Raw genomic sequence first — 11718 nt, 5'->3', positions numbered from 1 at the left:
TTATTGTTATTCGTTCCAGGTCAGCGTCAGCTGATCGTCGTCTTCGTCCACGTTGCCACCGAGGGTGATCAGGTTGATGTGCAGCTCCTGCACATCCCAGTCGCGGCCCATTTTTTCTTCAACGGTTTCGCGTTTTACGGCGAGGAAATTTTCCGCTTCGATACGGATCATCGCGGGCATGTGGATAACGGTCGCTTCGCTGTTGTCTTCTTCGATCGCTTCAACGATATAGCGGGACTCGTCGTTATCCTGCAGGGCGATATACACTTTGGACATGAGGCTGATTCCTTGTTGTTGGCTGCGCTGATTACTTGATACCGGCCTTGGCGACACGCTTGTCCAGCGAGGCCAGTGCTTCGCCAAGGGCATCAGCCCCCAACATCGCGTCGGCCAGAGGTGCCAATGCTTCGGCGGCCTTGCCACGCCACTTCTCGATCCACTGCGCCAGCAGCGCCTTGTTCTCTTCGGATTCAGCCACGGCGGTTTTCAGCACCGCATCAATCCAGCGCGTCGCATCCTTGTTCCACAGCTGCATGAACTCGGTCAGCATGCCGATATCCTGAGCGCCGGCATCACAGAGCTTCTGATCGAACTGGCGGTACACCAGGTCGGTGATCAGTGCATCCATCACCAGGTTCTGCGCCAACATCACCTCGAACCAGTCTTCGGTGACCAGAGTTTCTTCGCACAGGGCACGCAGCCCTTGCCAGATGTCCGCGTCCAGCCACTGCTGCTTGGCCTCGGCCAGGGCATCGCCGCTGTTGCCATCCAGAATCAGACCGACACGGGACAGGTACTGCGCCATACCCAGTCGATCCATGCCGTTGAACAGCAGCGCCTGGGTAATCGCGGTACCGAAGCCGTAGGCTGCGCCGTACATGTTGTTCAGGTTGGCGGTGTGTTCCAGATGGCGCAGCGGTACCAGGAAGCGAATCACCTCAGCACGAGCTTCATCGCTGAGGAAGCGTGCCAGATCGCGCTTTTCGAAGAAGGCGTAATTGCTCTCGGCCACTTCCTGCATCTTGGCGCGCTGCTGCACGTAGGCACCGTAGTAGAACTGGCGCGGATCCTTGAACGCGTACCAGTCGCTCATCACGATGGCGGTCCGGCGCGGGTCGTTCAGCTCCAGCTCGGGCTGCCACAGCGGGCGGTAGTGGAAGTTGGTCTCGGACTGGAGGTCATAGGTCGCCTCCTGATAGCGGGTCGCCGGCTTGTCACCGAAACGACGCTCCACGTTGGCGTAGGTATTGCGGACCGGTTCCATCGTGGCGGTTTTGATTTCAATACTCATCGATCTATTCCCAGGCTGCGATTGTTGTTATTCGGAAGCGCGGCTGTGGTTGTGCGACATCAGCGTCTCTTCGCCGTAACGCCACTTTTCCATCTCGGCATCAACGGCTTGGGTCTGCGCGTCGGTCATGGGCACCACATCGTTACTGGCGCAGAAAGCCTCGAAGGCTCCTTGAGGCATCACCAGCTCGACAAACAGGGAGGGGTCACCAATGGCAAAATCGAATTCGACAAAGCGGGCATCCGGTTCACTGCGGACACGGATGTATTTGGTCAAACGATCAAAACTCTGCCGTTTGGGCAGGTCATCGTTGCTGTTGTGCAGTTTGAGTTTTGTCATTGTTATCCTCTGCTCATCAACGCATGTTCACCCTGCACTGGAGCAACGGGCGTGCCAAAGCGGAATTAAAACGACAGAAATGCACAGAAAATTAAACATAACCCATTGATTTATAATTATTAAAAATAATTATTTTGCATCTGATACCCCGCGTTCAGGGAGTAAACCCGACATAGGGAGGTTCTGCCGAAGCTGATCAAATGGTGAAAAATCTGCGGGATTTGTTGATCAAATGATGAGAATGTTGATTTTTTAATCAGCACCAGATCATTAGACTTTAGTCTCATATATTAGACTTTCACTTCCAAACTGAAGCCAAATGCTCCAACAATAAAAAAGACACACTGTGCAAAAAACGATCAAAAATTGATCGACATAACAACTCACAAAAACGGCCGGTATAAAAACAACTATGGCTAACACGCAGACACTCGAGTTTCCGGGCAGCAGCGACCTGTTGTCTCAGATACGCTTTGAGAGCGACCAGGGGAAGGTCTGGCTCAATGAACAACGCATGCTGCTAATCCACTCCAGCGTCATGGGACTGCTGCGCAAGGAGCTGATAGAGACCCTCGGTATCGAGCGCGCCAAGGGTTTTCTGATGCGCTTTGGTTACCATTCGGGATGGAAGGATGCCGAGCTGGTGGACAAGATTCGACCGGACATGTCGAAGGAGGATGCCTTCTTCGTCGGGCCTCAGCTGCACTGCATCAAAGGGATGGTCAACGTAAAACCCGTTTCTCTGGATTTGGACGTTAATAGCGGCAAATTCGATGCAGAATTCAACTGGTTCGACTCATACGAGGCCGATGTGCACATGCAGGATTTTGGCCCTGCCGACGAGCCTATCTGCTGGACGCTGATCGGCTATGCCAGCGGCTATACCACCTACTTTATGGGTCGTAATATCATCTTCAAGGAGACCGAATGTGCCGGTATGGGCCATGACCATTGCCACATTCATGGGCGCCCTGCCGATGAGTGGGAAGACCAGGCCGAGCTGGAACGTTACCTGTTGCCCGACCCCATCGCGGATGAACTCTTTGGCCTGCAGAGCGAACTCAGTGAGCTGCGTGACAACTTCCGCAGCAGCGACCAGAGTGACGACCTGCTGTTCAATTCCGTAGGGCAGTCCGGCGCCTTCAAGAACGTCTGCCAGATGATTCGCCGTGCCTCCACCAGTCCCGTCACCGTTTTGCTGCAAGGCGAAACCGGTGTCGGTAAAGAGGTGGTTGCCAAGGGGCTGCACCAAAGCTCAGATCGCGCCGACAAGCCCTTTGTGGCGGTCAACTGTGCCTGTATCCCGCCCGACCTTATCGAAGCTGAGCTTTTCGGTGTGGAAAAAGGCGCCTTTACCGGCGCCACCCAGTCCCGCGAGGGCAAGTTTGAACGCGCCCACGGTGGCACGATTTTCCTGGATGAGGTGGTCGAACTGTCCCCTCGGGCTCAGGCCAGCCTGCTGCGCGTACTGCAGGAGAGTGAAATGGAACGCGTCGGTGACACCCGAACCCGTCGCATCGATGTGCGCGTGGTGGCTGCGGCCAACGAGGATCTGGAACAGGCCGTCAGCGACGGCAAGTTCCGCGCTGATCTCTTCTTCCGCCTGAATGTCTATCCGGTGCATATCCCGCCCTTGCGCGAGCGAACCGAAGACATTCCCCTGCTGGTCAATCACTTCCTGAAGAAGTACCACACGCTCTATAACAAGCAAACCTTGAGCGTGTCCGACAAGGCGATGCAGGCGCTGATGCACTACAAGTGGCCCGGAAATATCCGCGAACTGGAGAACATGATCGAGCGGGGCGTCATCCTCACGGACAACAACCACACCATCGATCTGGATGCGTTTTTCCCGTCATTGTCCGAACCCACCCACCCGTTGAACAGCATCAACCGCCAGGGGGTACTGGCGCAGGAAATTGCCAACCGCTCACCCAACACCAGCCTGTCCCAGGCCGACCTCTGTGAGCAGCTGCTCAATGACGAATTCAGCCTTGAAGAGATGGAGGAGCAGTTGATTCGCAGCGCTATGGACCGTGCTGAGGGTAACGTATCCCAGGCAGCACGTATGCTGGGCATGACACGGCCGCAGCTGGCCTATCGACTGAAGAAGCTGGAGACCGCCTGAAACAAAAAACGTCAGCCCTGTTCCCAGGGCTGACGAGCGTCGAACGGAGGAAGGTGAAGATCAGAAAGGAATGATGGTCTTGATCCAGAAGGCATCACCTTCAGGACGGTTCTCCACCGCCATCTCTTTCTGGTATTTCAGTGAAAGGAAGAAGCCTTTGCCATTGTCGTACTTGATGGACGGACCAATGGCGAATGCCTGCCCCTCATTACCGATATCAACACCATTCACTTCATCCCCGGTGGTCTGCTTGTAGGCATAGCCGCCCACACCCACGACCCAGTTGGAGCTGACGCCATAGCCAACGGAATAGTCAAAGTGCAGTTCCTGACCGGACTGGTAATCCGTATCGCTGTTCTCGAAGTTGTAGTCGTACATCAGCTTGATGTCGGCATTCCAGCCGGTCGGGTTAACCCAGGATGCCGCATAGGCCGCTTGTACGCCCCAGTAGTTACGGCCGATATTGGCCATATCCTTGGCGTCATACTCACCCACCGGCACAAACACATCCATCCCCACTACCGAGTGGAAGTTGGGGCTGTGGTGGTAGGCCAGTGCGAAGGCGGTCAGGTCCAGATCACCAATACCCCGGTTACTGTCACTCATGCCGTTAACCGACACATCCATATCTACTAACGGCAGGAGTGCAGCGTGGAACAGCTGGCCACCCAGCAGGGTCGTATCCGTCACCCATACCAGACGCGGGGCCACCACATTGGCACGCAGGCGGAAATCGATCGGCAGGCTGTCACCGGCATCATCCATCAGATCATCGGCCGCATAGCGATTGGCATAGATCAGCGGATACACACCGGGAGGCGGCAGCGCACCCATCAGGTAGTTTTCGGCGCCCATAGGATAGTTGGAGCCGCCCCCTTCGGTTGCCTGAGCTTCAGTGGTCAGGGTTAACGCCAGAGCCATGGCCAGTGCCAGGCTGGATTTGTTCATTGTTTTCATCATGCACAGAGTCCTGTTCAGGTCTTGTTCGCAATCGCGATCCGGATGCAGTGACCGGTTCAGCTTTCCAGTTGGGCAAAAGCACCCCGGTAAAACAGCAGTGGCTCGCCGGGTGCTGTATTCAGTGCATCAACCCGTCCGACAATAAGCAGGTGGTCACCCAGCACACGAGTAAACTCGACCGTGCATTCCAGCTGTGCCTGAGCACCATCCAGCAGTGGCACCTGCCGACTGTTCAGGCTGAAATCCACACCTTCATACTTGTCGTCCAGCGGGCGTGCAAACTGCATGGCCAGGGCTTCCTGCTCACGCTGCAATACATTGATGGCAAAGGGCTTGCCCTCTTCAAACGCATCCAGGCTCGGCGACTTGAGCGCCAGGCTCCAGAGCACCAGGGGCGGCTCCAAAGACAAGGATGAAAAGGAGTTCGCGGTGATGCCGACAGCGTCCTTTCCGGTGCCCGGCGCGGTCACAACCGTGACGCCAGTGGCGAACAAGCCCAGCGCATCGCGCAATTCACGCGGGTCAATTGCGGGGGCCAGATTGGCTGCGGCCGTACTGCTGTCGGCAGCAACATTGGCGGTGGTTACACTGGTCATATCAGGCCGCTCCCTGCTGCATGTGCGATTTGATCAGATCCTGACAGGCCGCCTCGTCCAGCCACCAGGGCATGTAATCCGGCGGGTTATCAAAGCCGTTGGCAATCTGTGCAGCCAGTGACGGAGACTGCTGCGCAGCGCCCAGCAATTCCAGGATGTGCGGCGGCGGTGGCAGCAGCATGCTGTTGGTCCAGTCCACAACCTGAGAGGCATAGTCCCAGTAGGTTTCAAAGGTCTGCTGCATCCACTCTTCGGTGAACGGCTGATCGCCACGGGCAATGATTTCCTGCAGGTAGATGCGGCTGCACTTGGCACCGTTGTTGGAGCCCTGGCCGGTAATCGGATCGTTCACCACCAGTGCATCGGCAATGCCCATCACCTTGCGGCCTGACGGCAGGGTCGCCACCGGCTTGCGTACCGTCGGCGGGAAACGGCCGGCCAGAACACCACCGTCATCGGTCAGCTCAACGTTCTTGCAACGCTCCGCTTCCCAGGGGGCGTAGGTGTTAATGATTTCCAGGCTACGCTGCAGATGTTCCTGCGGTGTGGTGACATCGCCCCAGCAATCCATGGGGCCACCCGGAATACCTTCAAACACCATGATTTCACAGGGGCCACTCAGCGTCAGCGCCGGGAAGACAAAGTACTCGCCCACGCCCGGAATCAGGTTAAAGGCCACCCGTGAATAGGGCTCTTTCGGCGTCATGCCGTGTACATAGGTCAGCGCCAGAGCACGCTGCGGCTTGTCGAAACGGGAGCGTTCATCGTCACGTTCAAACATGCGCACGATCTCGCCCTTGCCTGCTGCTACCAGCACCAGCTCATAGGACGCGGCCAGTTCTTCCAGCTCGGCAATACCCACATCACAGATTTTCAGCTCACCGCCCAGACGCTCGAACTCATCCATCCAGACCGGCATTTTGACGCGCTGATCCACCGACTGTGCCTTGTTATCCAGAGGGGCTGCCCAGTCGATCAGCTTCTCACCCGCTTTCTCCGGATTGGGGACAGTGACGCCGATGCCTTCCACCGGCGGGCAATCATGTTCCCAGAAATTCAGCCCCAGATCCCGTTCTGACTGCAGTGCCTGATCAAACATGCACTGGCTGGACATCACTTTGCCCGCACGAATCTGCTCACCGGTACGGTTGGACAGAATAGTGACGTCATAACCGGCCTTGAGCAGGCCGATGCCGGTTTGCAGGCCTGACTGGCCCGCGCCTACGATTGCGATTTTACGAGTCATTGAGATTCACCTTTATTGTTCTTGGAGTGACCGGGACAGGTCCCGGTCATGTTGGGTTACTCGGCCAGCTTGGGAATTGCCGGCTCTTGCTGCTCGGGGCCAAGCGCCGAATAGCCGCCATCGACGGCATAGTCGGCACCGGTGACAAAACTGGCGCGAGGCGAACAGAGGAAGAGCACCACTTCGGCAACTTCTTCAGGCCCGCCCAGACGGCCCAGCATGTGGAAAGGCGCGGCGACATGGTCGGCCTTGGCACGATCACCACCGCTGACCTCATCGATCACACGGGACCAGGTCCAGCCCGGTGATACGGAATTGACGCGGATACCCTCCTCGGCGAAATCCAGTGCCATGCTGCGTGTCAGGTGCTTCAGAGCCGCCTTGCTGGCCGGGTAGATCCAGCGACCGGTCTGGGCAGCCTGTGCAGAGATGCTGGTGAAGTTGACGATGGCTGCGCCCTCTTCCTGTGCCAGCAAGGGGCGTACCCTGCGGGCAGCCATCACGGCACTGACCACGTTGATATCCAGTGCCTTGAGCCAGTCACTACGGTCAGAGTCGGCACCTTCATCCAGGTAACTGCACGCCAGGTTGATCAGGTAATGCAGGCCACCAAAATGCTCGGCGGTTTTGGCCACTGCGGCCTCCAACTGGCTGTCATTGGTGATGTCGGTCTCGATGAACAGCGCAGACGCACCCAACTTATCCGCCAGACTGGCACCCGCCTCCACATCGATATCGAGAATGGCAACCTTGGCACCATTGCTGACAAAGGCCTGGGCAACGGCGGCGCCGATCAGGGTTGCACCACCGGTAATCAAAGCCACGCGATTGTTGAATTCGCTCATGATCCCGCTCCTCAGTCCTTATTTGCGCTGCTGGGCCAGGTCGGCATCAGCTTGTTGGAGGGCAGGGTTTCATCAAGCAGCTTGGCCGCAGTTTCGCGCCCGGCTACCGGCAGGCCGGTGGGATCAAGGATGCCCAGCTGAACCAGTACCGACGCCTGATCCCAGTAGATGTGTTCGTGATACAGCTTGTCACCGCGGAATTTGACTACAGCAACCAGAGGAATCTCGACATACTTGCCGGTCGGCTCGATACCCGGCACCAGCCAGTCGATCTCGCGATCATGGGTGAAGCAGAACAGCAGTTCATCAACGATCTGGGTATCGCCGATGGTGCGTGAAATCGGTACCAGGGAAGTATCAGCAGGATTGGAATCGACAAAGTGATGCTTGTAGAAACGGTACAGGTCCTTGTAACCCACACCACCGGTCAGGGTGGGAATGTGGTTGACGTAAGGCTCCGCCACCATGGTGGCCATGGTGTCGTCCACATTACGGGTATCGAATTCGTATTCGCAATGCTTGTCCCACAGGTGGGACAGGTTGTAGTGCGGTCCAATCGCCTTGCGCAGAACCGCAACGGAGCGCTCATGGGCGATCAGGGCTGAAGGTTTGTGGTAATGCTCTGAGCCCGGACGGGCAAAGGCGTGGTCAACACCCGGGTAGGTGTAGAGTTCCACGTTGTCACGGGATTCCAGCGCGGCATAAATATCGTTACGCGCTGCCGCCGGACAGTACTTGTCCTGCTCGGCAAAGTGCAGTACCAGACGACCACGGATGTTGTCGGCTTCATCCAGGTGGTTTTCCATGCCCATGCCGTAGTAGCCGATGGCTGCATCCACATCACAACGGCAGGCAGCCAGGTAGGCCATGCGGGCGCCGAGGCAGAAGCCGAGTACGCCAGTGCCACCGGTACACTCCTTAAGGCCTTTAAGAGCCGAAACGGCTGCATCGATATCTTCCACCCCCTTATCCTGGTCAAAACCCTGAAAGAAACCGAAGGCCTTCTGCCAGGAGGCTTCGTCATAGCCCAGCTCAACACCGGGTTCCTGACGCCAGAACAGATCGGGTACAACCACGACATACCCTTCTTCAGCGTAGTAATCCGCGATTTGGCGCATGGTGTCATTTACACCAAAAATCTCCTGCAAAAGCACCAGGCCTGGTCCCTCTCCCGCTGCAGGTAATGCCAAGTAGCCGGAAAAAACTCCGTTTCCATCTTTTGCGTTTATCTGAATCTGCGTTCCCATTATCTGACTCCGCTCTATTTATTATCAATACAACTTCATCCTATTTAAATGTGTTGAATTAGAGCGAGCCGTTTTTCGCAGCCAATATCCACAGAGCGCAAAAATGTTATTTTTTTATCCACCAAGTGAAAAATCGTGTTTATACTGTCATCACCCTTAAATAAAGCTCGACGCAATAAAGAGCACTAACACTAAAAGGGAAGTAGCCAATGCCAACAAAACTTTTTATTCCTCCAGTGCTGGGGACTGCAATGCTGGATCAGCCGGATAAGGAAGTGTTCAATTCATCCGACCCGGATGAGGTCTGCAGCAAGGTCGGTCAGGCCTTCAAACCTCACCGTTTTACACCGGTTCAGTACAGTGCACAGACCTGTTCGCGCCTGCACCAGTTCTCTATGGGGGAGGTATCCATGCATCGCCTGAAGTATGGCGGCCGTGCGGATGTGGACCCGGAATGCCTGGAAGACTTTTACTTGATACAGATGCCCATGGACGGCTCTGCCGAGATTCTGTGCGGCGAAAAGCAAGTGATTACTCACCGGAAAAAGGGCGTAATACTGAGCCCGGACCAGCAATTGAAGATGCGCTATGAAGACTGTGATCAGCTGATGCTGAGAATAGACCGGCAGGAACTGGAACAGATATGCAGCCGACACCTGGGCCACAGGCTGCGGCAACCGCTCGAATTCGCCCCCGAGTTCGACTGGCAACGCTCCTCAAGCTGGTTACACACGCTCGAATACCTGACTCAACTGCAACGCAACTCGCCGGAAAGCCTCAATCAACGTCTCATATCCCACCAATTGGTCGAGCTCGTGATCAATACCCTGCTAACCCAACAACCCAGCAATTACTCCACTGAACTCAACGCACCCCAGGCACGCCTTGCTCCCCGCCATGTACGCCGTGTTGAGGAATATATCGAAGCCCATGCCGAAGAGACCTTATCGCCATCCAGACTCGCTGAAATAGCGGGCGTCAGCGTGCGCACCCTGCATGCCGGATTCAAGGATTTCAGGCAGATGAGCCCCATGGAGTTCCTGCGTAACGTACGCATGCAGCGTGTTCATAACGCCTTGATGCAGCAGGATAATGTGCATTCGGTTACCGAAACCGCCATGCGATGGGGGTTCAGTCACATGGGCCGCTTCAGCCAGGAATATCAGAGAATCTTTGGCGAAAAGCCAAGCGAAACCCGACGCAGGGCACAGACCTGACAGCCTGCCTCCTGCATCGGGCACCCTCTTAAATACCCGCTACAGCAGCACCAACACCAGTTCAGGCACCCCACTCAGTAGCACCAGCGTCGCCAGTGTTGCCAGCAGGAAAGGCAGTAGTGAGCGGAAGATTTGCATGGGCGGAATCCCGGTCATGGATGAACCAATAAACAGCCCTGCACCCACCGGCGGTGTCAGCAACCCTGTCACCAGCGTCAAACACACCACTACTCCGAACTGATAGGCCGATATATCGAATTGCTGCTGCGCAATGGGCAGCAGGATGGGTACTACCAGGATCAGCGCGGCGATGCCATCAATCACCATTCCAACCAGAATCAGTACCCCGACCACCATCAGCATGAATACGAATGGATCCGAGGTCTGCTGGGCAATCCAGGCTGCTGCCGCCTGCGGAATCTGCTCATATACCACAACCCAGCCGAACACGCCGGCTGCAGAGATCAGCATGATCACCATGCCCGCATTCAGGGCCGTACGGCGCAGGATCTCCGGCAGATGTGAGAACTTAAGATCCTTGTAGACGTACTTGCCGATCAGCAATGCCGCCAGAGATGCCAGGGCTGCAGACTCGGTTGGCGTCGCCAGACCGGTCAGAATACCGCCGATAATCACTATCGGAATCAAGCCGGCCGGCATACCCATCAGCAGGTATTCACGGCGCTTGGCGCGGTCCGGCCACTCCCCTTTCGGGTACTCCTGCACCAGGCCAATCAACGCAATCACGATGAAAAACAGCAGCGACATGAGCAGACCAGGCACAATACCGGCGATGAACATCTCGGCAATGGGCACCTGCGCCAACACCCCGAAAAGCACGAACAACATGGACGGTGGAATGATGGGCGACAGCAGACCACCGGCTGAGGTGATAGCCGCCGCGTATGAGGCCGAGTAACCCTCTTTCTCCATGGCAGGCACCATGGCACGGGACATGATTGCGATTTGTGAAGCCGCCGAGCCCATGATCGCCGCCATCATCATATTGGCGACCAGGTTGATATATGCCAGCCCACCGCGGAAGCCGCCCACCAGAATACGCGCCAGGTTGATCAGGCGGCTGGTAAGCCCGCCCTCGTTCATCAACTCACCGGCCAACATAAACAGCGGAATAGCCAGAAGACCGTAGCTTTCAATCGCACCAAACAGCTGCTGAGGGTAGGATTCAAACAGTACGGAATTGCCAGAAGTCGCAATATACCAGAGCGCCGTTAACGCCAGCACAAGTGCTATTGGCACACCGATAAACAATAGAATGAAAAATATGGCAAACGTCATTCCATAGCCCCCTTATAAAATACTGCTTTCTTAAGACTGCCCAGCATATTATTGAGGGCATGCAGGCTGAGCGAAATGGAAAATATAGGCAGTATTAGCCAGGGCCATATTTTCTTAATACCTATCGTATTGGTTTTTTCCGAATACAGAAAATTGAATGTTTCGCCCTGAAACTCTTTTATATCAAAACCAACACCGGCAAAGGTCACCGGGTCCAGCCAGCGCCAGCACAAGACCAGCACAGCAACCGCAAAGGTCAGAATCATTAGGTCGGATAACAGCTGCATCCAGGCCTGGGTGCGCTTGCCCAGAAGGTCGACCAGCAACGTTACCGCTACAACCTGACGGCGCTTGAGCGCCACCGATGTCGCCAGGAATGTAGTCCAGACCATGGCGTAGATGGCCAGCTCATCCACCCAGTAAATTGCCATGCCCAGGGAACGGCTAACAATGTTCAGCAAGATCAGCAAGGTGACTGCCGCCGCCATAACGGCCGCCAGTCCCATCTCAATGCGGACCAGCCGATCAGATATGAAATTCAACATCAGGT

The 11718-nt window shown here is 55.9% G+C and carries 12 protein-coding genes; 2 read left to right on the top strand and 10 right to left on the bottom strand.

The window, feature by feature from the left end; genetic code table 11:
* Positions 1-6: 6 nt before the first annotated feature.
* The 3 genes from O3C79_RS07040 to O3C79_RS07030 are packed head-to-tail and all read right to left on the bottom strand — an operon-like array spanning position 7 to position 1630.
* On the bottom strand, positions 7-276 hold the full coding sequence (locus O3C79_RS07040; RefSeq protein ID WP_494385347.1) for an MmoB/DmpM family protein: 270 nt from the start codon (positions 274-276) through the stop codon (positions 7-9).
* 31 nt (positions 277-307) lie between these two features.
* Entirely contained in the window at positions 308-1291 is a 984-nt protein-coding gene (locus O3C79_RS07035; protein ID WP_494385346.1) for an aromatic/alkene monooxygenase hydroxylase subunit beta, read from the bottom strand.
* A 27-nt stretch (positions 1292-1318) separates the two neighbouring features.
* A complete protein-coding gene (locus O3C79_RS07030; RefSeq protein WP_494385345.1) occupies positions 1319-1630 on the bottom strand; it encodes a phenol hydroxylase subunit in 312 nt (103 codons plus the stop codon).
* 412 nt (positions 1631-2042) lie between these two features.
* On the opposite strand from O3C79_RS07030, the gene O3C79_RS07025 reads away from it, so the two are divergent.
* Positions 2043-3758 (top strand): sigma 54-interacting transcriptional regulator, encoded by a 1716-nt coding sequence (locus tag O3C79_RS07025; protein ID WP_494385344.1) that lies wholly within the window; start codon positions 2043-2045, stop codon positions 3756-3758.
* A gap of 60 nt (positions 3759-3818) precedes the next feature.
* Here the strand turns inward: O3C79_RS07025 and O3C79_RS07020 are convergent, their stop codons facing one another.
* Genes O3C79_RS07020 through O3C79_RS07000 form a run of 5 tightly spaced genes read right to left on the bottom strand, consistent with a single transcriptional unit; the run spans position 3819 to position 8652 of the window.
* Positions 3819-4718, bottom strand: coding sequence for a SphA family protein (locus O3C79_RS07020; RefSeq protein ID WP_494385343.1), 900 nt, complete (start codon positions 4716-4718; stop codon positions 3819-3821).
* 56 nt (positions 4719-4774) lie between these two features.
* Positions 4775-5314: a flavin reductase family protein gene (locus O3C79_RS07015; protein WP_494385342.1), complete on the bottom strand. Its 540-nt coding sequence runs from the start codon at positions 5312-5314 to the stop codon at positions 4775-4777.
* 1 nt (position 5315) lies between these two features.
* Positions 5316-6560 (bottom strand): styrene monooxygenase/indole monooxygenase family protein, encoded by a 1245-nt coding sequence (locus O3C79_RS07010; RefSeq protein WP_494385341.1) that lies wholly within the window; start codon positions 6558-6560, stop codon positions 5316-5318.
* A 56-nt stretch (positions 6561-6616) separates the two neighbouring features.
* A complete protein-coding gene (locus tag O3C79_RS07005; RefSeq protein WP_494385340.1) occupies positions 6617-7405 on the bottom strand; it encodes an SDR family oxidoreductase in 789 nt (262 codons plus the stop codon).
* An 11-nt stretch (positions 7406-7416) separates the two neighbouring features.
* The gene (locus O3C79_RS07000; RefSeq protein ID WP_494385339.1) at positions 7417-8652 is read right to left on the bottom strand and encodes a dienelactone hydrolase family protein; all 1236 of its coding nucleotides are present in this window, start codon (positions 8650-8652) and stop codon (positions 7417-7419) included.
* 209 nt (positions 8653-8861) lie between these two features.
* On the opposite strand from O3C79_RS07000, the gene O3C79_RS06995 reads away from it, so the two are divergent.
* Positions 8862-9869: an AraC family transcriptional regulator gene (locus tag O3C79_RS06995; protein ID WP_494385338.1), complete on the top strand. Its 1008-nt coding sequence runs from the start codon at positions 8862-8864 to the stop codon at positions 9867-9869.
* Positions 9870-9908: 39 nt separating this feature from the next.
* Here the strand turns inward: O3C79_RS06995 and O3C79_RS06990 are convergent, their stop codons facing one another.
* Both O3C79_RS06990 and O3C79_RS06985 read right to left on the bottom strand, forming a co-directional pair.
* A complete protein-coding gene (locus tag O3C79_RS06990; RefSeq protein ID WP_010322195.1) occupies positions 9909-11168 on the bottom strand; it encodes a TRAP transporter large permease in 1260 nt (419 codons plus the stop codon).
* The gene (locus tag O3C79_RS06985; RefSeq protein ID WP_010322194.1) at positions 11165-11713 is read right to left on the bottom strand and encodes a TRAP transporter small permease; all 549 of its coding nucleotides are present in this window, start codon (positions 11711-11713) and stop codon (positions 11165-11167) included. The genes O3C79_RS06990 and O3C79_RS06985 overlap by 4 nt, the downstream gene beginning before the upstream one ends.
* Positions 11714-11718: the final 5 nt, after the last annotated feature.

The sequence above is a fragment of the Marinobacterium sp. NO-S09 genome, from assembly GCF_059179545.1.
This window is presented reverse-complemented; position numbering and strand designations above follow the sequence as displayed.

What these genes read in the sequence shown, in the direction of transcription:
- O3C79_RS07040 (WP_494385347.1), bottom strand. Translation starts at nt 276, where the DNA reads ATGTCCAAAGTGTATATCGCCCTGCAGGATAACGACGAGTCCCGCTAT.
- O3C79_RS07035 (WP_494385346.1), bottom strand. Translation starts at nt 1,291, where the DNA reads ATGAGTATTGAAATCAAAACCGCCACGATGGAACCGGTCCGCAATACC.
- O3C79_RS07030 (WP_494385345.1), bottom strand. Translation starts at nt 1,630, where the DNA reads ATGACAAAACTCAAACTGCACAACAGCAACGATGACCTGCCCAAACGG.
- O3C79_RS07025 (WP_494385344.1), top strand. Translation starts at nt 2,043, where the DNA reads ATGGCTAACACGCAGACACTCGAGTTTCCGGGCAGCAGCGACCTGTTG.
- O3C79_RS07020 (WP_494385343.1), bottom strand. Translation starts at nt 4,718, where the DNA reads ATGATGAAAACAATGAACAAATCCAGCCTGGCACTGGCCATGGCTCTG.
- O3C79_RS07015 (WP_494385342.1), bottom strand. Translation starts at nt 5,314, where the DNA reads ATGACCAGTGTAACCACCGCCAATGTTGCTGCCGACAGCAGTACGGCC.
- O3C79_RS07010 (WP_494385341.1), bottom strand. Translation starts at nt 6,560, where the DNA reads ATGACTCGTAAAATCGCAATCGTAGGCGCGGGCCAGTCAGGCCTGCAA.
- O3C79_RS07005 (WP_494385340.1), bottom strand. Translation starts at nt 7,405, where the DNA reads ATGAGCGAATTCAACAATCGCGTGGCTTTGATTACCGGTGGTGCAACC.
- O3C79_RS07000 (WP_494385339.1), bottom strand. Translation starts at nt 8,652, where the DNA reads ATGGGAACGCAGATTCAGATAAACGCAAAAGATGGAAACGGAGTTTTT.
- O3C79_RS06995 (WP_494385338.1), top strand. Translation starts at nt 8,862, where the DNA reads ATGCCAACAAAACTTTTTATTCCTCCAGTGCTGGGGACTGCAATGCTG.
- O3C79_RS06990 (WP_010322195.1), bottom strand. Translation starts at nt 11,168, where the DNA reads ATGACGTTTGCCATATTTTTCATTCTATTGTTTATCGGTGTGCCAATA.
- O3C79_RS06985 (WP_010322194.1), bottom strand. Translation starts at nt 11,713, where the DNA reads ATGTTGAATTTCATATCTGATCGGCTGGTCCGCATTGAGATGGGACTG.